This is a genomic window from Hydrogenophaga sp. ANAO-22, assembly GCF_042466645.1.
Classification (GTDB): domain Bacteria; phylum Pseudomonadota; class Gammaproteobacteria; order Burkholderiales; family Burkholderiaceae_C; genus Hydrogenophaga.
In genome coordinates, this window is the sequence record NZ_CP159956.1 from 2,308,273 (window position 1) to 2,331,946 (window position 23,674).

The 23,674-nt window shown below is 70.6% G+C and carries 19 protein-coding genes and 1 pseudogene; 16 read left to right on the forward strand and 4 right to left on the reverse strand.

The genetic code is table 11. The features are described from left to right. Nucleotides 1-39 precede the first annotated feature (39 nt). Entirely contained in the window at nt 40-2,259 is a 2,220-nt protein-coding gene (locus tag ABSY19_RS11020) for an ATP-binding protein (RefSeq protein ID WP_382162544.1), read from the forward strand. Between the two features lie 13 nt (nt 2,260-2,272). Here the strand turns inward: ABSY19_RS11020 and ABSY19_RS11025 are convergent, their stop codons facing one another. Then, the gene (locus ABSY19_RS11025) at nt 2,273-3,691 is read right to left on the reverse strand and encodes a PLP-dependent aminotransferase family protein (protein ID WP_382162547.1); all 1,419 of its coding nucleotides are present in this window, start codon (nt 3,689-3,691) and stop codon (nt 2,273-2,275) included. A 143-nt stretch (nt 3,692-3,834) separates the two neighbouring features. Between ABSY19_RS11025 and ABSY19_RS11030 the strand changes: the two genes are divergently transcribed. The 11 genes from ABSY19_RS11030 to ABSY19_RS11080 all read left to right on the forward strand — a co-directional run bounded on the left by ABSY19_RS11030 (nt 3,835) and on the right by ABSY19_RS11080 (nt 14,161). Further along, on the forward strand, nt 3,835-4,449 hold the full coding sequence (locus tag ABSY19_RS11030) for a LysE family translocator (RefSeq protein WP_382162549.1): 615 nt from the start codon (nt 3,835-3,837) through the stop codon (nt 4,447-4,449). Next, on the forward strand, nt 4,446-5,390 hold the full coding sequence (locus tag ABSY19_RS11035) for a DMT family transporter (protein WP_382162552.1): 945 nt from the start codon (nt 4,446-4,448) through the stop codon (nt 5,388-5,390). The genes ABSY19_RS11030 and ABSY19_RS11035 overlap by 4 nt, the downstream gene beginning before the upstream one ends. 12 nt (nt 5,391-5,402) lie before the next feature. Beyond that, nucleotides 5,403-6,623, forward strand: a complete 1,221-nt coding sequence (locus tag ABSY19_RS11040) for a PLP-dependent aminotransferase family protein (RefSeq protein WP_382162556.1) — start codon at nt 5,403-5,405, stop codon at nt 6,621-6,623. A 4-nt stretch (nt 6,624-6,627) separates the two neighbouring features. Further along, nucleotides 6,628-7,242 carry a glutathione S-transferase family protein gene (locus ABSY19_RS11045; RefSeq protein ID WP_382162559.1) on the forward strand — a complete coding sequence of 205 codons (615 nt, stop codon included), beginning with the start codon at nt 6,628-6,630 and terminating at the stop codon, nt 7,240-7,242. 20 nt (nt 7,243-7,262) lie between these two features. Then, nucleotides 7,263-8,117, forward strand: a complete 855-nt coding sequence (locus ABSY19_RS11050) for a PhzF family phenazine biosynthesis protein (RefSeq protein WP_382162562.1) — start codon at nt 7,263-7,265, stop codon at nt 8,115-8,117. A gap of 15 nt (nt 8,118-8,132) precedes the next feature. Continuing rightward, nucleotides 8,133-8,828 carry a VOC family protein gene (locus ABSY19_RS11055; protein ID WP_382162565.1) on the forward strand — a complete coding sequence of 232 codons (696 nt, stop codon included), beginning with the start codon at nt 8,133-8,135 and terminating at the stop codon, nt 8,826-8,828. Beyond that, the gene (locus ABSY19_RS11060; protein ID WP_382162568.1) at nt 8,825-9,793 is read left to right on the forward strand and encodes a threonine dehydratase; all 969 of its coding nucleotides are present in this window, start codon (nt 8,825-8,827) and stop codon (nt 9,791-9,793) included. The genes ABSY19_RS11055 and ABSY19_RS11060 overlap by 4 nt, the downstream gene beginning before the upstream one ends. Nucleotides 9,794-9,901: 108 nt before the next feature. After that, nucleotides 9,902-10,603: a response regulator transcription factor gene (locus ABSY19_RS11065; RefSeq protein WP_382163768.1), complete on the forward strand. Its 702-nt coding sequence runs from the start codon at nt 9,902-9,904 to the stop codon at nt 10,601-10,603. Next, nucleotides 10,600-11,973: an ATP-binding protein gene (locus ABSY19_RS11070; protein WP_382162571.1), complete on the forward strand. Its 1,374-nt coding sequence runs from the start codon at nt 10,600-10,602 to the stop codon at nt 11,971-11,973. The genes ABSY19_RS11065 and ABSY19_RS11070 overlap by 4 nt, the downstream gene beginning before the upstream one ends. A gap of 156 nt (nt 11,974-12,129) precedes the next feature. After that, nucleotides 12,130-12,615 carry a tripartite tricarboxylate transporter TctB family protein gene (locus ABSY19_RS11075; protein WP_382162574.1) on the forward strand — a complete coding sequence of 162 codons (486 nt, stop codon included), beginning with the start codon at nt 12,130-12,132 and terminating at the stop codon, nt 12,613-12,615. Nucleotides 12,616-12,649: 34 nt separating this feature from the next. Further along, nucleotides 12,650-14,161 carry a tripartite tricarboxylate transporter permease gene (locus tag ABSY19_RS11080; protein ID WP_382162577.1) on the forward strand — a complete coding sequence of 504 codons (1,512 nt, stop codon included), beginning with the start codon at nt 12,650-12,652 and terminating at the stop codon, nt 14,159-14,161. A 123-nt stretch (nt 14,162-14,284) separates the two neighbouring features. Here the strand turns inward: ABSY19_RS11080 and ABSY19_RS11085 are convergent, their stop codons facing one another. Next, nucleotides 14,285-16,600 carry an ATP-binding protein gene (locus ABSY19_RS11085; RefSeq protein WP_382162579.1) on the reverse strand — a complete coding sequence of 772 codons (2,316 nt, stop codon included), beginning with the start codon at nt 16,598-16,600 and terminating at the stop codon, nt 14,285-14,287. Nucleotides 16,601-16,815: 215 nt separating this feature from the next. Here ABSY19_RS11085 and ABSY19_RS11090 point away from each other — a divergent pair, with 215 nt between their 5' ends. Beyond that, complete coding sequence (locus tag ABSY19_RS11090; RefSeq protein WP_382162582.1) at nt 16,816-17,499, forward strand: histidine phosphatase family protein; 684 nt, start codon at nt 16,816-16,818, stop codon at nt 17,497-17,499. Between the two features lie 88 nt (nt 17,500-17,587). Here ABSY19_RS11090 and ABSY19_RS11095 read toward each other — a convergent pair whose 3' ends face one another. Continuing rightward, nucleotides 17,588-18,430: a creatininase family protein gene (locus tag ABSY19_RS11095; protein ID WP_382162585.1), complete on the reverse strand. Its 843-nt coding sequence runs from the start codon at nt 18,428-18,430 to the stop codon at nt 17,588-17,590. Nucleotides 18,431-18,475: 45 nt separating this feature from the next. On the opposite strand from ABSY19_RS11095, the gene ABSY19_RS11100 reads away from it, so the two are divergent. Beyond that, nucleotides 18,476-19,255 carry an alanyl-tRNA editing protein gene (locus ABSY19_RS11100; protein WP_382162588.1) on the forward strand — a complete coding sequence of 260 codons (780 nt, stop codon included), beginning with the start codon at nt 18,476-18,478 and terminating at the stop codon, nt 19,253-19,255. Between the two features lie 62 nt (nt 19,256-19,317). Here the strand turns inward: ABSY19_RS11100 and ABSY19_RS11105 are convergent, their stop codons facing one another. Beyond that, nucleotides 19,318-20,538, reverse strand: a complete 1,221-nt coding sequence (locus ABSY19_RS11105) for a class I SAM-dependent methyltransferase (protein WP_382162591.1) — start codon at nt 20,536-20,538, stop codon at nt 19,318-19,320. A 225-nt stretch (nt 20,539-20,763) separates the two neighbouring features. Here ABSY19_RS11105 and ABSY19_RS11110 point away from each other — a divergent pair. Together ABSY19_RS11110 and ABSY19_RS11115 are read left to right on the forward strand one after the other, a co-directional pair. Further along, nucleotides 20,764-22,982 (forward strand): annotated as a pseudogene (locus ABSY19_RS11110) (protein-disulfide reductase DsbD family protein). Between the two features lie 47 nt (nt 22,983-23,029). Continuing rightward, on the forward strand, nt 23,030-23,656 hold the full coding sequence (locus ABSY19_RS11115) for a thioredoxin family protein (RefSeq protein WP_382162595.1): 627 nt from the start codon (nt 23,030-23,032) through the stop codon (nt 23,654-23,656). The last annotated feature ends 18 nt before the right edge of the window (nt 23,657-23,674 follow it).

Sequence of the window (23,674 nt, forward strand, 5' to 3'; positions counted from 1 at the left end):
ACGGGAACCCTAGGCCTTCGCACCACCTCACATACGCCCATGACGCCCGATCGTCTCGCCTTTGACTTGCAACGCACGCTGGACGAGCTTCAGCAGGAGCGCGAGCGCACGCAAAGGCTGCAGGGCGAGCTGGAGCACCAAAGCCGCGAGCTCGACCGCCTGCGCAGCACCGCGCACCGCGAATCCAACAGCCGCCTGCTGGCCGAGGAGGCGCTGGACGAAGCGCGCGACCGCCTGCAGCTCGCGGTGGATGCCGCCGGCCTGGCACTGTGGGACTGGCAACTGCCCGCCACCCAGGTGTTCCTGACGGCGCGCTGGGGCGAACTGCTCGGCGACATCGCCGCCGATGGCTACTGGGAGGCGATCGACCTGCGCGCGCGCCTGCACCCCGACGACATCGAGCCGCTGCGCGTGCAGATGATGGCCTTGCTCGAAGGCCGCAGCCAGCGCGCCGTGGTGCAGCACCGGGTGCGCGCCTCCGAAGGCTGGCGCTGGGTCGAAACGCACGCCATGGTCGCCGAGCACGACAGCAAGGGCCAGCCCCTGCGGCTCATGGGCACCCTGGCCGACATCGGCGAGCGCAAGCGCATCGAGCAGGATGGCGAGCGCGCCCGCGAATTGACCGAACAGGCCAGCCGGGCCAAGAGCGAATTCCTGGCCAACATCAGCCACGAGGTGCGCACGCCCCTCAACGCGTTCATGGGCCTCACGCGCATGCTGATGGATTCGCCGCTCAATGCGGACCAGTCCAGCTGGCTGGCGCTGATGGACAACTCGGCGCACGAGTTGCTGGACCTGCTCAACAACCTGCTGGACCTCTCCCGCATCGAAGCCGGCCAGTTCGACATCGAGAACGTGCGCTTCGACCTGCACCAGGCCCTGGAACAGGCCATCGTGCCGTACGCCGAGCAGGCGGGCGAACAGGCTTTGGACTTCCGCTTCGAACTGCCACCGACCCTGCCCCAATGGGTGATGGGCGATGCGGTGCGCCTGCGCCAGGTGCTGAACCACCTGCTCTCCAACGCGCTCAAGTTCACGCCCCGCGGCGGCCGGATCGAGGTGCGCATCCAGCCGATCGAGCCCGTGGGCCAGTCCCCGAAGCGGCTGCAGCTGCAGGTCCGCGACAGCGGCGTGGGCATCGCGCGCGAACACCACGCCACCGTCTTCGACGCCTTCACGCAGGCCGACGCCTCCACCGCGCGCCCCTATGGCGGCAGTGGCCTGGGTCTGGCGATCTGCGCGCAGCTGGCCCGGCTCATGGGCGGCGAGATCGACCTGCAGAGCGACCCCGGCGAGGGCAGCACCTTCACCCTGACCCTGCCCTTGCGCGAGCTGGACCAGAGCCCGCTCAGCGCCTCGGCCGAGCTGCAGGAGGTCGCGCAGGCCGGTGCCCGCTATGTCGGCCTGGTGGTACTGCTGGCCGAAGACCACCCGGTCAACGAACTGATGATGCGGCAGCTGCTGCTGCGCCTGGGCTGCATCGTGCGCGTGGCGCGCGGCGGCGTGCACGCCATCGCCCAATGGGAACAGGGCGGCATCGACCTGGTGCTGATGGACGTACAGATGCCAGGCATGAGCGGCCTGCAGGCCACGCACGAGATCCGCGACATCGAGACCCGCCGCAAGCTGCCCCGCACGCCCATCGTGGCCGTGACGGCCAATGCCATGCCGGGCGACCGCGAAGCCTGCCTGGCCGCCGGCATGGATGGCTATACCGCCAAGCCGGTCAGCCCGCAGGCGCTCATCAAGGAAATGGACCGGGTGCTGAAGCTCGACGACGGCCTGGCCGAGCCCGAGCAAGCCCCGGCCACACCCGCACCGGCCCCGGTGACCATCCCCGCCCCCGTCGTCCCCAGCGCCGTGTCCGGCTCGCGCGCCGCCGCCACGCACCTGGAGGCGCTGGACGTCGAGAAACTGCTGCGCCGCCTGGATGGCGACGAAGAGACGCTGGGGCAACTGGCCCAGGCCATGCGCGCCGACCTGGCTTCGCGCCAGAGCGAACTGCAGAAGGCGCTTCAGACACGCGATTCGGCCGGCGCCGTGGCCCACGCGCACGGCCTCAAGGGCTCGCTGGGCAGCATGACCGCCGAGCGCGGCGCGCGCCTGGCCAAGGGCCTGGAGTTGGCCGCCCGCTCGGGCGACTGGCACTTGTTCGCGCGCGCCCTGCCCTTGATGCAGGCCGAAGCGCGCCAGATCGACCGCGCGCTGGCGGACATCCTGCAGGCGCGCGGCCGCGACCTGTTCGACACCAAGCTCTAGCCAGCCCCTGGGCTCAGCCCGAGGCCTTCAGGCGCGAGAACACGCGCCAGAAGGCCGCGTCCTGCGTGGTCGTGAAGTTGATGCGCATGAGGGTGCTGGGCGCCCGCGCGGCATGGAACAGCGCACCGGGCGCGATCAGGTAGCCCTCGTCCAGCATGCGCTGCGCCAGCGCGTCGGTGTCCACCCCGGTGTCGACCCAGCCGAACAGCCCCACCGGCTCGGCCGCGAAGCTGCAGCCCGCGCCCAGCGCCAGCTTCACACTGCGCGCCCGCGCGGCATCGAGCCGGGTGCGGATGCGCTCGGCGTGGCGGCGCAGCTGGCCTTGCTCGATGCACAGCGCCAGCGCCCTTTCCAGCAAGGAGGGCGTGGTCAGCGTGGACAGCAGCTTGGTGTCGAGCAGCGGCTCCACCAGCGCCGGCGGCGCGGCCAGGTAACCGATGCGCCAGTTGGGCGCGAGGATCTTGGCGAAGCCGCTCACGTAGATGGTGCGCTGCAGGCCGTCGAGCGCGGTCAGGCGCGTGGCGTGTTCGGGCGCGATGTGGCTGTAGGTGTCGTCCTCGACGATGTGGAAGTTGTGCCGGTTGGCCAGCTGCAGCAGGCGGTGCGCGCTGCCGGGCGACAGGCAGTAACCGGTCGGGTTGTGGAACACGCTCACGCTCACGTACAGCTTGGGCTGGTGCACCTCGCAGTACTTCGCCATCACCTCCAGGTCGGGCCCGTCGGCGCGGCGCGGCACCGGCAGGATGCGCATGCCCAGCGCGGCCAGCCGCGCGAACTCCACCGCCCAGCCGGGCTCCTCCACCATCACCGGATCGCCCGCGCGCAGCAGCGTGCGGCTCACGATGTCCAGCGCGTGCGTGGCGCCCACGGTGGTGATGATGTGCTCGGCATCGGCGTGCACGTTGAGCGAGGCCAGCTTCTGCGACAACACCCGGCGCAGGCTGCTGTCGCCCATCGGCTCGCCGTATTGAAGCGAGAAATCCTGCAAGGCGCGCGTGCCGGTGACCTTGCGCACGGCGGCCGGCATGAAGGTCGACTCCAGCCAGTCGGGCGGGAACACGCCCATGCCCGGGTGCGGCTTGTTGCTGACCTTGTGGAACATGCCGCGGATCAGCGCCGTCGCGTTGATGGGCGACGCTCCACCGCCGGCCCTCGCGGCAGCGGTCTTGGTTTCGCTCGACTGACCGTCGGCGCGCGGCGTGGGCATTTCGCGCACGAAGAAGCCCCGGTTCTTGCGCGCCTGCACCAGGCCTTGCGCGAGCAGCTGGTCGTAGGCGGCCACCACGGTGGAGGGGCTCACGCCGTGCTGCTGCGCGCACTGGCGCACCGAGGGCAGGCGCGCACCGGGCGCCAGCAGGCGGCTGCGGATGCGGTCGGCGAAGCGCACGGCGAGCTGCTCGGTCAGGGATTGTGCGGGGGTCTTCATCAGCATGTCGGGGGCATCCTTCCAGCGCCTGTACTGTCGCATCGACCAATACAGACTCGCAACTGCGCCGGTCAACTGTATTGGTTGTGTACTGGCGCAAAAGCGTACATTGAACCTCCCGTGTTGACAAGCCCATCCCTCCGATCTTCATGAGCGCCACCGAGCTGACCGCCCTGCTGCTGTTCTGCACCGCGATGAGTTTTTCGCCGGGGCCGAACACCACGCTGTCCACCGCCCTCGCGGCCAACCTGGGCCTGCGGCGCGCCCTGCGCTTCTGCTTCGCGGTGCCCACCGGCTGGACGCTGCTCATGCTGGCCTGCGGCCTCGGCCTGGGTGCGCTGGTGCTGGGTGTGCCGGCGCTGCGCTGGGGCGTGAAGCTGCTGGGCGTGGCGTACATGCTCTGGCTGGCCTGGAAACTGGCGGGCGCCTCCAAGCTCTCCGAGGTCGACGCCTCGCGCCTGAACGTCAGCTTCCTGCAGGGCGTGGGCCTGCAGTTCCTCAACATCAAGGCCTGGATGCTGGCGCTCACGCTCACCGCCGGCTGGGTGGTCAACGCCGCCGGGCAGCCCGCGCCCAACCCGGGCCAGCGGCTGGCCATCATCTGTGTGGTGATGGTGTTCTTCGCCTTCACCAGCAACCTCACCTACGCGGTCGCCGGCTCGCTGCTGCGCCAGTGGCTCACGCAGGGCGCGCGCCTGGTCTGGTTCAACCGCGTGCTGGCCGCCGTGCTGGTGGCCACCGCCCTTTGGATGCTCACTGTATGACCACCCACAGCCTGCCCGCACCGCGCTGGATCGACCGGCCCGCCAACAAGGGGCTGATGCTCGGCCTGCTGGGCGTGGTGATCTTCGCGCTCACCCTGCCCATGACGCGGCTGGCCGTGGGCACGGTCGATGCGCCCCAGATGTCCGGCGTGTTCGTCGCGCTGGGCCGCGCCGTGGTGGCGGCCCTGCTGTCGGTCGCCTTTCTGGTCGCCACGCGCGCGCCGCTGCCGCGCCGCGAAGACCTGCTGCCGCTGGCCATCACCTCGGCCGGGGTGGTGTTCGGTTTTCCACTGTTCACCTCGGTGGCCATGCGCTATGTGGAAGCGGTGCACGCCAGCGTGATCGTGGGTGTGCTGCCATTGGCCACGGCGGCGGTGGGCGCGCTGCTGCACCGCCAGCGGCCCTCCGTCGGCTTCTGGGCCTGCGCCGCCCTGGGCAGCGCGCTGGTGGTGGGCTTTGCGGTGCTGCGCTCGGGCAGTGCCGGCCTCACACTGCATCCGGCCGATGCGCTGCTGCTCGCCGCCATGCTGTGCGCCGCCGTGGGATATGCGTACGGCGCGCGCCTGTCGCAGCGCATGCGCGCCGAACACGTCATCTGCTGGGCCCTGGTGATCGCCCTGCCACTCACCCTGCCCCTGGCCACCCTGACCCGGCCGCAGGCGGTGCTGCAGGCCTCGGCCTGGTGGGGCTTCGCCTACACCGCCGTGTTCTCGATGTGGATCGGTTTCTTCGCCTGGTACCGCGGCCTGGCCCTGGGCGGCACGGTGCGCGTGAGCCAGGTGCAGCTGGTGCAGCCTTTTCTCGGCATGCTGTTCGCCGTGCCCTTGCTCGGCGAACGGCTCGACGCCGTCACGCTGGGTTTTGCGATCGCGGTGATCGCCACCGTCTTCATTGGAAAGAAAATGCCGGTACACGCCAGCGCGCCCACCGAACACGTTTGAACGGAGACCTTCATGAAACCCAACGACCTGCCCACCACGCCCACCACCGCCATGCCCTGGACGCTGGCCCGCCGCGCCGCGCGCATGAACCCCTCGGTGATCCGCGAGATCCTCAAGGTCACGGAAAAGCCCGGCATCATCAGTTTCGCCGGCGGCCTGCCCTCGCCCAAGACCTTCCCGGTGAGTGCGTTCGCCGACGCCTGCGCCAAGGTGCTGCGCGAAGACGGCCTGGCTGCCTTGCAATACTCGGCCAGCGAAGGCTACGGCCCGCTGTGCGAGGCCGTGGCGGCGCAACTGCCCTGGGAAGTGGATCCGGCCCAGGTGCTCATCACCACCGGCAGCCAGCAGGGCCTGGACCTGGTGGCCAAGGTGTTGATCGACACCGACAGCCGCGTGCTGGTGGAAACGCCCACCTACCTTGGCGCGCTGCAGGCCTTCACCCCCATGGAGCCCATCATCGAAGCCGTGGCCAGCGACGCCGAGGGCGTCGACGTGGGTGACCTCGAACGCCGGGTGGGCAGCGGCGCGAACCGCGCGCGTTTCCTCTACGTGCTGCCCAACTTCCAGAACCCCACCGGCCGCAGCATGAGCGAGGCCCGCCGCGCCGCGCTGGTGGCCAGCGCGGCCGCACACGGCCTGCCGATCGTGGAAGACAACCCGTATGGCGACCTCTGGTTCGACGCGCCGCCGCCGCTGCCGCTGAGCGCGCGCAACCCCGACGGCTGCATCTACCTGGGTTCGTTCTCCAAGGTGCTCGCGCCCGGCCTGCGGCTGGGTTTCATCGTCGCGCCCAAGGCGGTCTTCCCCAAGCTGCTGCAGGCCAAGCAGGCGGCCGACCTGCACAGCCCCGGCTTCAACCAGCGCATGGTGGCCGAGGTGCTCAAGGATGGTTTCCTGGACCGCCATGTGCCCACCATCCGCGCGCTCTACAAGAGCCAGTGCGCGGCCATGCTGGCCAGTCTGGCGCAGGAGATGCAGGGCCTGGGCGTGCAGTGGAACTCGCCCGACGGCGGCATGTTCCTCTGGGTGCGCCTGCCCGAAGGCATGAACGCCATCGACCTGCTGCCGCGCGCGGTGGACAAGGGCGTGGCCTTCGTGCCCGGCGCCGCGTTCTACGCCGACGAGCCCGATCCACGCAGCCTGCGCCTAAGTTTCGTCACCGCCAGCGTGGAGCAGATCCGCATCGGCATCACCGCGCTGGCCCAGGCCATCCGCGAACAACCCAAGGCCTGAGCCCATGCTGCAGCTGTGGGGCCGGCTGAGCTCGATCAACGTGCGCAAGGTCGTGCTGTGCGCGCAGGTGCTCGGCCTCGACCTGCCGCGCACCGACGCCGGCCTGGCCCACGGCGTCGTGGACACGCCCGACTACCGAGCGCGCAACCCCAACGGCCTGGTGCCGCTGCTGCAGGACGGTGACTTCACGCTCTGGGAATCGAACGCCATCGTGCGTTACCTGTGCGCGCGCGAGAACCGGCTCTACCCGAGCGATCTGCGGCGACGCTTCGATGCCGAGCGCTGGATGGACTGGCAGCAGACCACGCTCAACCCCGCGGGCAGCCCGGGCTTCAAGCAGTGGATCCGCACACCGGCCGCGCAGCGCAACGCCCAGGTAATCGCGCAATCGGTCGCCGCCACCGAGCCGCTGTTCGCCCTGCTCGACGAGCACCTGTCGCGCCAGGCCTTCATGGCCGGCGATGCGCTCACCATGGCCGACATCCCCATCGCCTGCGAAGTGCACCGCTGGTGGGGCCTGCCGCAGCCGCGCCCCGCGTGGCCGCACCTCGAACGCTGGTACGCCGGCTGGCTGGCCCGGCCCGCGAGCCGCGGCGTGCTCGACCTGCCCCTGTCCTGACGAACCCGGAGAACCTCCCCATGGCCCAACGCCCCTTCAAGCAAGTCGACGTGTTCACCGAAACGCCCTACCGCGGCAACCCGCTGGCCGTGGTGCTCGACGGCACCGGCCTGAGCACCGAGGTCATGCAGCAGTTCACCGACTGGACCAACCTCTCGGAGTGCACCTTCGTGCTGCCGCCCACCGACGAAGGCCACGCGGCCGGTGCCGACTACCGCGTGCGCATCTTCTGCCCCGGCCGGGAACTGCCTTTCGCGGGCCACCCCACGCTGGGCACCTGCCACGCCTGGCTGCAGGCTGGCGGCCAGCCCCGGGCCCAAGCCCACGTGGTGCAGGAATGCGGCGTGGGCCTGGTGCGCATCCGGCGCGATGGCGAGCGCCTCGCGTTTGCCGCGCCGCCGCTGCGGCGCAGCGGCCCGCTCGACGAGGCCGACGTGGCCCTGATCGCGCGCGGCCTGGGCCTGGCGCGCGATGAGATCGTGGCGCACGCCTGGTGCGAGAACGGCCCACCCTGGCGCGGCGTGATGCTGCGCTCGGCCGAGCAGGTGCTCGCGGTGCGGCCCGATGCGCAGGTGCTCGCCGGGCTGGAGATCGGCCTCGTCGGCCCGCAACCCGCCGGCTCGGACACCGCCTTCGAGGTGCGCGCCTTCTTCCACGGCCACCAGACGCTGAGCGAAGACCCGGTGACCGGCAGCCTCAACGCCGCCGTGGCGCAATGGCTGATCGGCGCGGGCATGGCGCCACCGGACTACGTCGCCGCGCAAGGCACGGCCATGGCGCGCGCCGGCCGGGTGCACATCCACCGCGATGCCGAGGGCAGCATCTGGGTCGGCGGCGCCTCCGTCACCTGCATCGACGGCGAGGTGACGCTGTGACCTCCGGGAGAGGCCATGGCTGAGCCCCGGGCGCAGATCGACCACCTGGTGGTGGCCGCGCGCACGCTCGACGAGGGCGTGGCCTGGTGCGAAGCCACGCTGGGCGTCACGCCCGGCCCGGGCGGGGAACACCCGCTGTTCGGCACCCACAACCGCCTGCTTCGGCTCGACGGCGGCGAAGCGCCCGATGCCTACCTGGAAGTCATCGCCATCGACCCGCGCGCCACGCCGACCCGCGCGGCCCACCAGCGCCGCTGGTTCGACCTCGATGACCCCGCGTTGCAGCAGCGCCTGCAGCGCCAAGGCCCCCAGCTCGTGCACTGGGTGGCGCGCGTGCCCGACATCGACGCGTCCCTCGCGGCGCTGCGCGCCATCGGCATCCAGCGCGGCCCGGTCGTCAGCGCCTCGCGCCAGACACCGCAGGGCCTGCTGCAATGGCGCATCAGCGTGCGCGACGACGGCCAACGCCTCTTCAACGGCGCGCTGCCCACGCTGATCCAGTGGAGCGGCGCCCATCCCACACGGCACATGCCCGCCAGTGGCGTGGCGCTGCGCCGCCTGCACCTGCGCCACGCGGGCGCCGCCGGGCTGCGCGCGGCCTTGCAGGCCGTAGGCCTGCCGGGCATCACCGTGAACGACGGTCCGGCCGGCCTCGCGGCCGAGCTCGACACCCCGGCCCACGGCCGGCTCAGCTTGCTGTCCCCGCCATGAACCACCTGCTGCCCACCCTGCACGACATCGAGGCCGCCGCGCAGGTGGTCTACCGCGAGTTCGGCCCCACGCCTCAGTACCGCTGGGCGACGCTCAGCGCGCGCCTGGGCGCCGACTGCTGGGTCAAGCACGAGAACCACACACCGGCGGGTGCGTTCAAGATCCGCGGCGGGCTGACCTACTTCGACCAGCTCAAGGCGCACGGCGAGCTGCCGCGCGAGGTCATCAGCGCCACGCGCGGCAACCACGGCCAGAGCATCGGCTGGGCCGCGCGCGCGCATGGTGTGGTCTGCACCATCGTCGTGCCGCGCGGCAACTCGGTGGAGAAAAACGCCGCCATGCGCGCGCTCGGCGTCACGCTGATCGAACACGGCGACGACTTCCAGGCCAGCCGCGAGCACGCCATGGAGCTCGCCGCCGCACGCGGCGCGCACATGGTGCCAAGCTTCCACCCCGATCTGCTGCGGGGCGTGAGCACCTATTGGTGGGAATTCTTTCGCGCCGTGCCGTCGCTCGACATCGTCTACGTACCGATCGGCCAGGGATCGGGCGCGTGCTCGGCGATCGCCGCCAAGCTGGCGCTGCGGCACCCCGTGCGCATCGTCGGCGTGGTCAGTGCCCACGCCACCACCTACGCGGCTTCACTGGCCGAAGGCCGGGTGGTCGAAGCGCCCGTGACCACCACGCTGGCCGATGGCATGGCCTGCCGCGTGGCCGACGCCGCCGCGCTCGAGGTGCTGCGGCCGCACCTGGAGCGAATCGTGCAGGTCAGCGACGCGGAAGTCGCGCAGGCCATGCGCATGCTGTTCGCCGACACCCACAACGTGGCCGAAGGCGCGGGCGCCGCCAGCTTCGCCGCCGCCTGGCAGGAGCGCGCCGCGCTCCCGGGCCAGGTGGTGGGCACCACCCTGAGCGGTGGCAACGTGGACAGCGCGGTGCTGGCCGGCGTCCTGGCCGAGGGCTGAATCTCGCGCGGCGGCGGATCAAGCAGAATGGGCACCCGGCAAAAAAAGCGGAGTGCAACGCATGTTCGATCTGAGTGAAAGGGCGCAGGCCTGATGGAAGCCACCGTGATGTGGCGCTGCCTGGTGGTGGAAGACGACGCGGACAACGCGCGCTACATCGCCAATGGTTTCCGCGCGCTCGGCCACGTGGTCGTGATCTGCCGCGACGGCATGGAAGCGCTCGGCCGGGCCACCAGCGAGCAGTGGGATCTGATCATCCTGGACCGCATGCTGCCCAACGAGGTGGACGGCCTCTCCATCCTCGCAACCCTGCGCGGCCTGGGCAAGAAGACACCTGTGCTGGTGCTCAGCGCGCTCAGCGCCCTGGACGAACGCGTGCGCGGGCTCAAGGCGGGGGGCGACGACTACCTGACCAAACCCTTCGCCTTCTCCGAACTCGCCGCGCGGGCCGAGGCCCTGGTGCGGCGCTCGCGGCCGGGCCCGGCGATCCGCACGCTGCAGGTGGCCGATCTCAAACTCGATCTCGCGAGCCGCCATGTCGAGCGCGGCGGCCGGCCGGTGGCGCTGCAGCCGCGCGAGTTCCGCCTGCTCGCCTACCTGATGAGCCATCCCGGCCAGGTGCTGACCCGCACCATGCTGCTCGAAGCCGTGTGGGACTACCAGTTCGATCCGCAGACCAACGTGATCGATGTGCAGGTCAGCCGCCTGCGCGGCAAGCTCGATGCGGGCGGTGCGCCGCCGCTGATCCACACCGTGCGCGGCATCGGCTACCGCATCGCCGCCGCCGACGACCCAGACCGCGCCGGATGATCGCCAAGCTGGGGGGGCTCTGGCGCTCGGTCGGTTTTCGCCTGGCGTTCTCCTACGGCTTCCTGGTCGCCGTCACCATGCTGGCCGCCCTGGCCATCGTCTACCTGCAGACCGTCGGCGTGCTGCACCAGCGCATGGCGCGGCAGGTGGGCCTGTCGGCGCAGCAGCTGATGGCGGACATGAACGAGGGCGGCACCGCGGCCGCGGCCGCGGCCATCACCCGGGCGCTGACCGACGGCCGCGACTCCGACAGCGAGATCTACCTGCTGACCGACCGCGAGGGCCACCGGCTCGCGGGCAACCTCGACCGCGCGCCCGACGCCGCAGCGAACACCGGGCCGACCCAGCGGCGCGTGGAGCGCGACGGGCGCAGCGTGAACGCCTACCTGGTCACGCGCACCCTGCCCGACGGCGGCGTGCTGGTGGTCGGGCAGGACCTGCGGGACCAGGAGCTGATCGAGTCCCTGGTGGCGAGCGCGAGCGCGGCCGCCGGCATCGTGGCCGTGCTGCTGCTGATCGGCGGCACCTTCGTGTTCCGCCAGGAACTCGAGCGCAGCGTGAGCGCGGTGCGCCTCACCGCGAAGCGCATCGCCACGGCCGGCGAGCTGCGCGAGCGCGTCGCGGAGTCGGGCGCGGACGATGAGTTCGCGCTGCTCAACCGCGAGATCAACACCATGCTCGACCGCATCGAGTCGCTGATGGACGGCGTGCGCCACGTCTCCAACACCATCGCGCACAACCTGCGCACGCCGCTCACGCGCATCCTGGTGCGCCTGCGCCACGCGGAGCAGGCCGACACGGACCCGGCGCAACGCCGCGAGGCCATCGGCGCGGCCATCCGCGAGATCGAAGAGCTGACGCTGGTGTTCGAGAAACTGCTGCAGATCGCCGAGGCCGAGGCCGGCGCGCGGCGCCGCAGCTTCACGCCGGTGGCGCTCGACGTGGTCGCCGCCGACGTGGTGGAACTCTACGAGGCCGTTGCCGAGGCCCAGGACGCCGTGCTGCGGCACGAACCGGCCGACGAGGTGCAACTGCCCGGCGACCGCGACCTGCTGGCCGGCGCGCTGGCCAACCTGCTCGACAACGCGCTCAAGTACGCCGGCCCGGGTGCGGTGATCCAGGTGGGCACGCAGGAGCTGCCCGATGGCGTGCGGCTCAGCGTGCAGGACAACGGCCCCGGTGTGCCCGATGCCGAACTCGCGCGCCTGGGCAAGCGCTTTCACCGCCTGCACCCGGACGACGCGCCGGGGCATGGGCTGGGCCTGGCCAGCGTGCAGGCGGTGGTGGCCCTGCACGGCGGGCGCCTGCATTTCGAGAACGCGGCACCGGGCCTGCGCGCCGTCATCGAACTGCCGCGACCCAACCGCTGACGCGGCACCGCGACGGCCGCGGCCCACATTGCCAAATGGCAATGTTTTGGTCACCCACACACCCCCACGGTCTTCTTACCATCGCGCGGCGCACGTCTTGTGCCCTCGCCGAGCCCTGTGCAGGAGCCGGCGATCAACGCCATTTCAGGAGACATCGTGAGAATCAAGAGTCAGAGAGACTTTGCCTCGGGCGTGCTGTTCAGCGCGTTCGGTGTGGCCTTCGCCTGGGGTGCCACCACCTACAACGTGGGCACCGGTGCCCGCATGGGCCCAGGCTATTTCCCGCTGGTGGTGGGCGTGCTCATCACCATCATGGGCGTGCTGATCACGCTCAAGGCCCTGACGGTGAAGACCGAGGATGGCGAGCCGATCGGCCGCATCGCCTGGCGCCCCCTGATCTTCATCATCGGCGCCAACCTGATCTTCGGCGTGCTGCTGGTGGGCGTGCACAGCTGGGGCCTGCCGGCCATGGGCCTGATCGTCGCGATCTACGCCCTCACTTTCGTCGCCAGCCTGGCCGGCGACCAGTTCAAGGCCAAGGAGGTGTTCGTGCTCGCCACCGTCCTGTCGATCGGCAGCTACATCGCCTTCGAGCTCGCGCTCAAGCTGAACTTCCCGATCTGGCCGGCCTTCATCGGCTGATGCGCGTGACCACGCCCCCCACCAGACAAGAACCATGGATCTGATCACCAACCTCTCGATCGGTTTCGGCGTCGCCTTCACGGCGCAGAACCTCATCTACGCCTTCGTCGGCTGCCTGCTGGGCACGCTGATCGGTGTGCTGCCCGGCATCGGCCCGGTCGCCACCATCGCCATGCTGCTGCCCGCCACCTACGGCCTGCCGCCGGAAGCGGCGCTGATCATGCTGGCCGGCATCTACTACGGCGCGCAGTACGGCGGCTCCACCACGGCCATTCTGGTCAACCTGCCCGGCGAAGCGTCCTCGGTGGTGACCGTGATCGACGGCTACCAGATGGCGCGCAAGGGACGGGCCGGGCCCGCGCTGGCCGCCGCCGGCCTGGGTTCGTTCTTCGCGGGCTGCGCCGGCACCCTGATCCTCGCGGCCTTCGCGCCGCCGCTGACCGAAGTGGCGCTGAAGTTCGGCCCGGCCGAGTACTTCTCGCTGATGGTGCTGGGCCTGATCGGTGCCGTGGTGCTGGCCTCGGGCTCGCTGCTCAAGGCGGTGGCCATGATCCTGCTCGGCCTGGCCTTCGGCCTGGTGGGCACCGACGTGAACTCGGGCGTGGCGCGCTACAGCTTCGACATCCCCGAACTCACCGACGGCATCAGCTTCATCGCCATCGCGATGGGCGTGTTCGGCTACGGCGAGATCATCGCCAACCTGGCCACACCGTCGGACCAGCGCGAGGTCTTCACAGCCAAGGTCAAGGGCCTGATGCCGACCAAGGAAGACTTCCAGCGCATGACGCCCGCCGTGCTGCGCGGCACGGCCCTGGGCTCGGTGCTGGGCATCCTGCCCGGCGGCGGCGCGCTGATGTCGGCCTTCGCCTCGTACACGATCGAGAAGAAGATCAAGCTCAAGAAGGGCGAAGTGCCGTTCGGCCAGGGCAACATCCGCGGCGTAGCCGGTCCCGAGTCGGCCAACAACGCCGGCGCACAGACCTCCTTCATCCCGCTGCTCACGCTGGGCATTCCGCCCAACGCCGTGATGGCGCTGATGGTGGGTGCGATGACCATCCACAACATCCAGCCGGGCCCGCAGGTCATGACCAGCAACCCGGAACTGTTCTGGGGCCTGATCGCCTCGATGTGGATCGGCAACCTGATGCTGATCGTGCTCAACCTGCCCCTGATCGGCATGTGGATCAAGCTGCTGACCATCCCCTACAAGTGGCTGTTCCCGGCGATCGTGCTGTTCTGTGCCGTGGGTGTGTACTCGGAGAACAACAACACCTTCGAGATCTGGATGGTCGCCATCTTCGGCGTGGTCGGCTACCTGTTCCACAAGCTCAAGTGCGAGCCGGCGCCGCTGCTGCTGGGCCTGATCCTGGGGCCGATGATGGAAGAGTACCTGCGGCGCGCGCTGCTGATCTCGCGCGGTGACTGGAGCGTGCTGGTCACGCGCCCGATGTCGGCCAGCCTGCTGGCCATCGCCGTGGTGCTGCTGGTCGTGGTGTTGCTGCCCTCGGTCAAGGCCAAGCGCGAGGAAGCGTTCGTGGAAGATTGAGGGGCTCCCCCTGCGCCGCCCTTGGCGGCTTCCCCCCTCTCTGGCGCGCCTTCGGCGCTGGGAGGGGGGACGGCATTTCGGGCCGGCGAAGCCGGACCCTTGATGCCTCTGGATGCCGCTGCTTCAGTCTGGCTTGACCAGGCGGGCCACCACCTCGCAGAAGGCCTCGACCGCGTCGGTCTTGAACACCACCTCGCGCACGCCGGCCGTCTTGGCCTCGGCCTGCAGTTCGTCGGTGATGTAGCCGGAGGCGACGGCCACCGGCAGCTTGGGGTTGATCGCCAGCACGGCGCGCGCCACGTCCAGCCCCGACATGCCCGGCATGTTGTAGTCGGTCAGCAGCAGCTGGAAGGCCTCGGGCTGCTCGCGCACCGCGTTCACCGCCAGCTGCTGGTCGGTGAAGGACGTCACGCGGTAGCCCCGGCGCTCCAGCAGGCGGCGCACCAGGAAGACCAGCGTGTCGTCGTCGTCGAGGTACAGGATGTGGGGCTGGTCCGCTGGCGGGGCGTCGGCCATGGGGGGGGTCTCCAAAAGAGCGGTCTCGGCGCCCTCGGATGGGCGAGGGGCCATTGTGACGGGATCGGCCCCCGCATGTCCAACCACGGGATCAAGGGCCAGCCCGGGCGGACCGTCGGGCGCCGCGGGGAAGTAGAGCGTGAAGGTGGTGCCCTTGCCGGGCCGGCTCTCGACATCGATGGCGCCCCCATGCACCTGCACGATGCCCAGCACCACCGGCAGGCCCAGGCCGGTGCCGCGCCCCACCACCTTGGTGGTGAAGAAGGGCTCGAAGATGCGGCTGCGCACCGCCTCGGTCATGCCGCAGCCGTTGTCGCTCACCCGCAGGCGCACCGCATCCACCCCGGCTTCGGCGCAGGCCTCGGCCACCTCGGTGGGCAGCCGGGGGTCGTGGCCCTTGAGGCCGTCGAGCTGGCACTCGACCCGCCCCGGGCGGCCTTCGAGCGCGTGCACGGCGTTGGTGCCCAGGTTGATCAGCACCTGGCCGAGCTGGGTGGCGTCGGCCAGCAGGGGCGGCGTGTCGGGGTGGCACTCATGCAGCAGTTGCGCGTGCGGCGGCATGGCCGCCCGCATGAGGTTGCAGGTCTCGGCCAGGATGGCGCCCACGTCCACACGGGTGCGTTCGGCCGGCTGCTGGCGGCTGAAGGCCAGGATCTGCCGCACCAGCTCGCGGCCGCGGCGCGCGGCCGTGCTGATCTCGTGCAGGCTTTCGCGCGCCGGCGCATCGTGCGTGAGGTCCTGCCGCGCCAGGTCGGCGTTGCCCAGGATCGCGGCCAGAATGTTGTTGAAGTCGTGCGCCACGCCGCCCGCCAGCGTGCCCAGGGCTTCCATCTTCTGCGACTGCGAGAGCTGCGCCTGCAGGGTCTTCTGCTCGGCCTGCGCGGTCTTGAGCGAGGTGATGTCGATGAAGGTCAGCACCACGTGGCGCAGACCGCCCTGGGCGTTGTTCTCGGGGTAGGCATTGAACAGGGCCCAATGCACCTCGTCGCCGTTGCCCACCGGCACGCCCACCACCACGCTCTTGACCGGCTGGCCGGTGGCCAGCACGCGCTCGAACGGCATGTCGTGGCGGCGCATGGGCTGGCCGTCCTCGCGCAGCATCTGCCAGCCCGGCCCGGTCGGTTCGGGCAAGGCCGTGTTGGCGCCACCCGGGCTCCAGCCGAAGAAGCGGCGCGCCGCGCTGTTGATGCTCGAGAGCGTGTGGTTGGGCCGGAACACCATCACCCCGGCACTGAGGTTCTCGATCAGCGCGCGCGAGTCCGCCTCGCGGATCAGCAGGCCCTGGCGCGCGCGATCGCCTTCGAGCCGAAGCCGGTAGGTCACCAGGGCCCCATAGAGCACCACGCGCAGCAGGCCCGCGAGCAGGAAGAAGAACACCGTGACCGGCCCCACCTGCGACAGCGGCAGGCCCGCCACCGGCCCGGCCAGGGCGAACAGCAGCATGGCGACGAACTCCACCACGGTCAGCAGCTTGAGGGCCTGCATCTCGGGCACGCGCCGCTGCGGGTCGGCGCTCACCATGTCCCGGTACGCCATGCCCATGACGATGAGCACCGCCAGCGCGAACACGGCCTGGCGCGCCTGCGGCAGGTCCCATACGAAGATGAACACGGTCTGCAGCGCGGCCGCCACCAGGCCTGCCGCGGCCACCCGCGCCACCGGCTGCAGGAACTGCAGGTGGCTGCGAAGGCCCATCCAGGCCAGCAGGGGCGCGATGCACAGGGCCGCGTTGCCGGCGCCGTAGGCGAGGAAATCGGGCACGCTGCCACGCAACCACAGGCCCAGCGACCCCAGGATGGACACCGTGGCCGACAGCGACCACCAGCCCGGTCCCCCGATGGTCGGGTAGCGGCGCAGCAAGCCAAAAAATGCGAGGGCCGTGAGCCCATCGATGCCGACCCGCATCGCGAGCAGGGTGGGCATGTCAAACAGCATGGCAACGGGAAAAGACGCACATGCCGACGATTGAAGCACAGGGCCTGTGCCGCCTAGCAATGGAAAAAGACCGCAAAGCCGCGCGAGTTCGGGCGACCGACATCCGTCACGGTTGCGGGGGCAGACACCTGCGCGACTGCCGGGCGGCTGCCCAGTCGCTGCCGGGACAAAGTCGGGCCGCCACGCGGCCACAGAATGCCGCCATGGGAACCCTCTACCTTGTGCGCCACGGCCAGGCCTCGTTTGGCTCGGACGACTACGACCAGCTCAGCGACATGGGCCAGCGCCAGAGCGTGCAGCTGGGCCGCTACTGGGCCGAGCGCGGGCTTGTGTTCGACGCCGTGATCACCGGCACCTTGCGCCGGCACCAGCAGACCTGGGCCGGCATCGCCGAAGGCGCGGGGCTCTCACACGAACCCCTGGCCTGGGCTGGTCTGAATGAGTACGACAGCGAGGCGGTGATCCGCGCCATCCACCCGCACCCCTTGCAGAAGCCGCGCAGCGCCACCGAGGCCCCCGAGCTCTACCGCCACCACTTCCGCCTGTTGCGCGACGGCCTCGCGCAGTGGATGGCCGGCACCGTGAGCCCGCAAGGCATGCCCAGCTACACCGAGTTCGTGCGCGGCGTGACGGGCGCGCTCGACCATGTGCGCGCGAACCACCACGGCCAGAACGTGCTGCTGGTGTCCAGCGGCGGGCCGATCTCCACCGCCGTGGGGCATGTGCTGGGGCTGAGCCCCGAGGCCACCATCGAACTGAATCTGCGCATCCGCAACAGCGCGGTGACGGAGTTCCAGTTCAACCCCAAGCGCCACACGCTGCTGAGCTACAACACACTGCCCCACCTGGACAGGGCGGAGTTCAAGGACTGGATGACCTACGCCTGAGGCGAAGCCCCCACGCTCCGCCGCTGCGCGGGTCGCGGCCCCCAAGGGGGCTGATCCGGCTTGGGGCGGCCCGGCGCCGGATCGGTCGCTACCGGGCCGGCGGGAAGGCGACGCGGTCGGTGAGCGTGTCCGGCGGCAGCCGGTCGATCTCGCTCAAGAGCTGGGCCAGCGCGCGGCCGGCGGCTTCGAGCACGGCCTGGCCCTTGTCGGCGCTGGCGGCGGCGGCGTTGCCCACGGCACCCTGTGGGTTGTAGTCCTGCATCTGCCAGGCCAGCTTGGCGCTCTTGCCATTGCCCAGGATGGGGAAACGCTGGGCACGGCCCTGCGAGGCCGACCGGAAGTGCTCGGCCTCGCGCAGGTGCACCCGCTCGGGTGACAGCGCGAGCATGAGCGAGGTCTCGATCTCGCCCGCGTGGATGCCGAAGCGGTGTTCCTCGGCGCTGAACAGCGCGTTCAGGTCGTGCCCCTTGGCGTCGGTCAGCGGCAGGTGGAACCAGTTCACGCTGTAGACCAGCATGCCCAGCCGCGCGCGCAGGTCGCGCGCCACGAGGTCGAGCGCGCCCACCTGGCCGCCGTGCGCGTTGAACAGCACGAGCTTCTTCACGCCGCTGGCCGCCACGCACTCGGCCAGCTCGGTCCACACCCGCATCAGGGTCTCGATCCTGAGCGTGAGCGTGCCCGCGAAACCGGTGTGCTCGGGGCTGTAGCCCACGGCCTGCGTGGGCAGCACCAGCACCGGCAGCTCGCTGGCGATGTGCGGCAAGGCCGCGCGCAGCACGCCGTTGACGATGTCGGTGTCGACCGACAGCGGCAGGTGCGGCCCGTGCTGTTCGGTGGCGGCCACCGGCAGCACCGCGATGGCGCGCGCGGTGTCCAGCGCGGCGAAATCGGCGGTGGTGAGGTCGGACCAGAAGCGGGATGGGGCGGACATGCCCGCATCTTAAGTGCGTTAAGCGCGCGCCCGTAAGATGGCGCGATGACCCACGACCTTTTCCGCCAGGACGCCTACCTGCAGCAGTGCGACGCCGTTGTGGCGCGCATCGACGACCACGGCATCGTGCTCGACCGCACGGTGTTCTACCCGCTCGGCGGCGGCCAGGCCGGCGACGCCGGCACGCTCACGCTGGCCGACGGCACGGCCATCGCGATCGCCGACACCCGCAAGGGCAAGGACGCCGAAGGCCGGGCCACCGCCGACATCGTGCACGTGCCGGCGCCGGGCCAGGAGGCACTGCTGACCCGGCTCGCCACCGGCCTGCCGGTCACCGCGCGCATCGACTGGGACCGCCGCCACCGCCTGATGCGCTTTCACACCGCGACCCACCTGCTCTGCCACCTCGTGCCGGTGCCGGTGAACGGCTGCTCGATCACGCCCGACTACGCGCGCATGGACCTGCACCTGACCGACCCGCTCGACAAGGAAGTGCTCACGCAAGGCCTGGCACGGCTGGTGGCCGAGTCGCACCCGCTGACCGTGGGCGCGATCACCGACGCCGAACTCGACGCCAACCCCGCGCTGGTCAAGAGCATGAGCGTGGCCCCGCCGCGCGGCAGCGGCACGGTGCGCACCATCTGCATCGGCGAGGGCGATCTGCTGATCGACCTGCAGCCCTGCGGCGGCACGCACGTGGCCAACACGGCCGAGATCGGCCGCGTGGTGGTCACCAAGATCGAGAAGAAATCGGCCACCACCAGGCGGGTGGTGCTGGGGTTTCAGGAAACACCCCCCGCGTCGCCTTCGGCGCCTCCCCCCTGAAGGGGGACGACACCTGAGGCCCGGCAAAGCCGGTTCCTCGGTGCCTCTGGACGGGCTCGTTGCTAGCGGTAGATGAAGCGCCGCGACCAGGGCAGGCCTTGGGCGGGCTGGCCCGCCGCGCGGCAGATCACCTGGTAGATCGACACCTCGTCGTGTTCGAAGGCCCAGGCGCAGCCCGCGAGGTACACGCGCCAGATGCGCCATTTGCGCTCGTCCACCAGCGGCTTGATCTGCGCCGTGCGCGCCTCGAAGGCCTCGCTCCAGAGATGCGTGGTGCGCATGTAGTGGCGGCGCAGGCTCTCGATGTCGAAGGCTTCGAGCCCGCCTTCCTGCATGGTGCGCAGCACGGTGCCGATGTGCGGCAGCTCGCCCTGCGGGAACACGTAGCGGTCGATGAAGGTGCCGCCGCCGTGCCGTGTCTCGCCATCCTGCGGGTCGGTGCTGGTGATGCCATGGTTCATGGCCCAGCCGCCGGGCTTGAGCAGCGAGCGGATGTGCCCGAAATACCCCGCCAGGTGGTTCAGCCCCACGTGCTCGAACATGCCCACGCTGGTGATGCGGTCGAACGGGCCGTCCTTCACGTCGCGGTAGTCCTGCAGGCGGATGTCGATGCGGTCTTCCAGGCCGGCGGCCTTCACGCGCTCGCGCGCCAGCTCGTGCTGGTTCTTCGAAAGCGTCACACCCACGCAGTGCGCGCCGAACTTCTGCGCCGCGCGCAACACCAGCGCGCCCCAGCCACAGCCGATGTCGAGCAGGCGCTGGCCGGGCTGCAGCTGGATCTTGGTGAGGATGTGGTCGATCTTCTTGACCTGCGCCTCGTCCAGCGTTTCGTCGCCGTTCTCGAAATAGCCGCAGGAATAGACCATGCGCTCATCCAGCCACTGGGCGTAGAACGCGTTGGACACGTCGTAGTGGTACTGGATGGCCTCGCTGTCGCTCTCGCGCGTGTGGGCGAAGCGCCGGCGCAGGCGCCCGAGCAGGCCGCCATCGGGTTCGGCGGTCTCGGCCAGGCGGTGCGCCACGGCCAGGATGTCCGCCATCGAACCCTCCACGTCGATCAGGCCCTCCACATAGGCTTGGCCCAGGGTGTCCAGGCCGGGGTCGATGAGCAGCGGCAGCGCCGAGGCGTCGCGCACCCGGATCTCCACCTGCGGCGCATCGAACTCGCCCAGGGACAGCGAAGACGAGCCCTGCTCACCCCAACTCAGGCGAACCGGCAGGTTCACCCGCGACTTGACTCTTTGCGCCCATGGCAGCAAGGCGCGTTCAACGATCGATCCCATGCACAAAACCCTCCATGCTGGTCAACCACCCGTCCGCCCCCGGTTGTACCCAAACATGAAAGCCCTGTGAAGCCTGGGTGAAAAGCCCCCAGCGTGTCGCGCCGCACAGACAAACAGTGCTCGCTTATATTTGAGCGGCCTGCCCCAGGAACTTGGGCGCGCCCGGCCTCTCATACCCACGGGCGGCGCCACCGCCCCGCCCCGATCCCCCCTGCCTGTTGCCCGATGCCCCTCAACGCCTTTTCCTCGGTCCGCCACGCCACGCGCCACCTGTTCGGCGCCCTGCTGCTGGCGCTCGCCCCCCTCTCGGTGCCCGCCCAGGGCCTGCTGTCGGGCGTGGCGCCCGCGCAGACCGTGGTGCAGAGCGACCAGGCGCGCGCCGAGCTGCTGGCCCACGCCCCCGAAGGCGCCGGGCCGGGCCAGCCGGTCTGGGTCGGGCTGCAGATCACCCACGCGCCCGACTGGCACACCTACTGGAAGAACTCGGGCGACTCCGGCCTGCCCACCGACCTGCAGTGGACGCTGCCGCCGGGCGTGACGGCCGGGGCCATCGCCTGGCCCACGCCGCGCAAGTTCCCGATCGGCAACCTCGCCAACTACGGCTACGACGGCACCGTGGTGCTGCCGGTGCCGCTGACGGTGGATCCCGGTTTCACCGGCAGCCACATCGACGTCAAGCTCCAGGCGACCTGGCTGGTCTGCCGCAAGGAATGCATCCCGGAAGAAGGGAGCTTCGCCCTGCGCCTGCCGGTGCGCGGCTCCACCGGCCTGCACGGCGCCGCCTTCGACGCCAGCTTCCAGGCCGCGCCCAAGGACCAGCCGGCGCAGGACAGCCGCGCCGCCCCCGAGCCCGGCTTCCTGAACGTGGCACTCAACGGCCTGCCCGCCGCCTGGCGCGGCCAGGCGCTCGAATTTTTCCCCGAGGCCGCCGGCCTGATCGAACCCGGCCAGCCCTGGACACAGGCCTGGGACGGCGAGCGCTGGACCGCGCGCGTGCCGCTCTCGCCGCACCGCAGCGACAGCCCGGACCGGCTCGCGCTGGTGGTGGCCCAGGCCTCGCCCGCGGGCCAGGGGCCGGGCAGCCCCGGCGTGCGCCTGGACGTGCCGGTGCAAGGCACCTGGCCGGCCGCCGCGCCCCTGCCCGCCGCGGTGCCCGAGGCGCTGCAGGCCGCACTGGACGCCAATGCGGCCCGCGCGACCGCCGCCCCCCCGCGGGCGGCGCCACCTCGCTCACCCTGGGCGCGGCCCTGCTGGGCGCGCTGCTCGGCGGGCTGATCCTCAACCTCATGCCCTGCGTGTTCCCGGTGCTGGCCATCAAGGTCCTGGCCTTCGCCCAGCACGCCGACAACCGCCGCGCCCACCGCGCCAACGGCCTCGCCTACACCGCCGGCGTGGTGCTCTCCTTCGTCGCGCTCGGGGCGCTGCTGCTCGGGCTGCGCGCGGCCGGTGAACAACTCGGCTGGGGCTTCCAGCTGCAAAGCCCGGGCGTGGTGGCCGCGCTGGCCGTGCTGTTCACCCTGATCGGCCTGAACCTGGCCGGCCTGTTCGAGTTCGGCAGCGTGCTGCCCAGCCGCATCGCCAGCCTGCAGGCGCGCAACCCGACCACCGACGCCTTCCTCACCGGCGTGCTGGCCACCGCCATCGCCTCGCCCTGCACCGCGCCCTTCATGGGCGCCTCACTCGGCCTGGCCATCGCCCTGCCCGCCGCGCAGGCGCTGGCCGTGTTCGCCACGCTCGGCCTGGGCATGGCCCTGCCCTACCTGCTCGCCAGCTGGGTGCCGGCGGTGGCGCGCGCGCTGCCGCGCCCGGGTGCCTGGATGGCCACCTTCCGCCACCTCATGGCCTTCCCCATGTTCGCCACCGTGGTCTGGCTGCTGTGGGTGCTGGGCCAGCAAAGCGGCATCGACGGCGCGGCCGCGCTGCTCATGCTGCTGGTGGTGCTCGCGCTGCTGGTCTGGGCCCTGGGCCTGCGCGGGCGCGGCCGCACCGTGATCGCCGGACTCTCGCTCGTCGGCCTGGCCTGGCTGGGCTGGACCATCGGCCCGAACGTGACGCGCCTGCAGGACCCCACCCCCGGCCAGGCCGTGGCCACGGCGGTCAAGGGCGTGAGCTGGCAACCGTGGAGCCCGCAGGCGCAGGCCGAGCTGGTCGCGCAGGGCCGCCCGGTGTTCGTGGACTTCACCGCCGCCTGGTGCGTGACCTGCCAGTACAACAAGCGCACCACCCTGGCCGACGCCAGCGTGCTTGGCGACATGGCCGGCAAGAACGTGGCCCTGCTGCGCGCCGACTGGACGCGCCGCGACCCGGCCGTGACGGCCGCGCTCGCCAGCCTGGGCCGCAATGGCGTGCCGGTGTACGCGATCTACAAGAACGGCCAGACCCCGCAGGTGCTGACCGAAGTGCTCAGTGTCGAGGAGGTCCGCGCGGCGCTGGCCCGGCTGTAGGCAGGCCAGCCCCGTTGTTCTTCAACCGTGTTTTCAGGAGTTCCACCATGCAACGCCGTCCCCTGCTCGCCCTGGCCGTCTTTTCGCCCCTGGGCACGATGCTGGTCACGCCCGCGTTCGCGGCCCCCGGTGTGGGGCAGCCCGCGCCCGACTTCAGCCTTCAGGACACCACCGGCAAGCCCGTCAAGCTCTCGGACTTCAAGGGCAGGACCGTGGTGCTGGAATGGAACAACCCGGGCTGCCCCTTCGTGCGCAAGCACTACCAGGGCAACATGCAGGCGCTGCAGAAGGACGCCACCGCCCAGGGCGTGGTGTGGCTCGCGATCAACTCCACGCGCGACGACAGCGCCGACTACCAGTCGCCCCAGCAGCTCGGCCGCTGGATGACCGAGAAACAGGCCAGCCCCACCGCCACGCTGATGGACGAGGACGGCAAGGTGGGTGAGGCCTATGCCGCGCGCGTCACGCCGCACATGTACATCGTCAATGCGCAGGGCCTGCTGGTGTACGCCGGCGGCATCGACAGCATCCCCTCGGCGCGGGTGGACGACATCCCGAAGGCCACCAACTACGTGCGCCAGGGCCTGGGCGAACTGCGCTCGGGCAAACCGGTGAGCGTGGCCACCAGCCGTGCCTACGGCTGCGGCATCAAGTACAAGAACGGCGCGGCGTAGCCCACCTGCGCCTGCGCC

Excerpts from the sequence above, each read along its gene's own strand:
- ABSY19_RS11055 (WP_382162565.1), top strand. The coding sequence starts at position 8,133 with ATGGCTGAGCCCCGGGCGCAGATCGACCACCTGGTGGTGGCCGCGCGC.
- ABSY19_RS11045 (WP_382162559.1), top strand. The coding sequence starts at position 6,628 with ATGCTGCAGCTGTGGGGCCGGCTGAGCTCGATCAACGTGCGCAAGGTC.
- ABSY19_RS11105 (WP_382162591.1), bottom strand. The coding sequence starts at position 20,538 with ATGGGATCGATCGTTGAACGCGCCTTGCTGCCATGGGCGCAAAGAGTC.
- ABSY19_RS11080 (WP_382162577.1), top strand. The coding sequence starts at position 12,650 with ATGGATCTGATCACCAACCTCTCGATCGGTTTCGGCGTCGCCTTCACG.
- ABSY19_RS11025 (WP_382162547.1), bottom strand. The coding sequence starts at position 3,691 with ATGCTGATGAAGACCCCCGCACAATCCCTGACCGAGCAGCTCGCCGTG.
- ABSY19_RS11040 (WP_382162556.1), top strand. The coding sequence starts at position 5,403 with ATGAAACCCAACGACCTGCCCACCACGCCCACCACCGCCATGCCCTGG.
- ABSY19_RS11035 (WP_382162552.1), top strand. The coding sequence starts at position 4,446 with ATGACCACCCACAGCCTGCCCGCACCGCGCTGGATCGACCGGCCCGCC.
- ABSY19_RS11115 (WP_382162595.1), top strand. The coding sequence starts at position 23,030 with ATGCAACGCCGTCCCCTGCTCGCCCTGGCCGTCTTTTCGCCCCTGGGC.
- ABSY19_RS11030 (WP_382162549.1), top strand. The coding sequence starts at position 3,835 with ATGAGCGCCACCGAGCTGACCGCCCTGCTGCTGTTCTGCACCGCGATG.
- ABSY19_RS11090 (WP_382162582.1), top strand. The coding sequence starts at position 16,816 with ATGGGAACCCTCTACCTTGTGCGCCACGGCCAGGCCTCGTTTGGCTCG.
- ABSY19_RS11100 (WP_382162588.1), top strand. The coding sequence starts at position 18,476 with ATGACCCACGACCTTTTCCGCCAGGACGCCTACCTGCAGCAGTGCGAC.
- ABSY19_RS11060 (WP_382162568.1), top strand. The coding sequence starts at position 8,825 with ATGAACCACCTGCTGCCCACCCTGCACGACATCGAGGCCGCCGCGCAG.
- ABSY19_RS11095 (WP_382162585.1), bottom strand. The coding sequence starts at position 18,430 with ATGTCCGCCCCATCCCGCTTCTGGTCCGACCTCACCACCGCCGATTTC.
- ABSY19_RS11065 (WP_382163768.1), top strand. The coding sequence starts at position 9,902 with ATGTGGCGCTGCCTGGTGGTGGAAGACGACGCGGACAACGCGCGCTAC.
- ABSY19_RS11085 (WP_382162579.1), bottom strand. The coding sequence starts at position 16,600 with ATGCCCACCCTGCTCGCGATGCGGGTCGGCATCGATGGGCTCACGGCC.
- ABSY19_RS11050 (WP_382162562.1), top strand. The coding sequence starts at position 7,263 with ATGGCCCAACGCCCCTTCAAGCAAGTCGACGTGTTCACCGAAACGCCC.
- ABSY19_RS11070 (WP_382162571.1), top strand. The coding sequence starts at position 10,600 with ATGATCGCCAAGCTGGGGGGGCTCTGGCGCTCGGTCGGTTTTCGCCTG.
- ABSY19_RS11020 (WP_382162544.1), top strand. The coding sequence starts at position 40 with ATGACGCCCGATCGTCTCGCCTTTGACTTGCAACGCACGCTGGACGAG.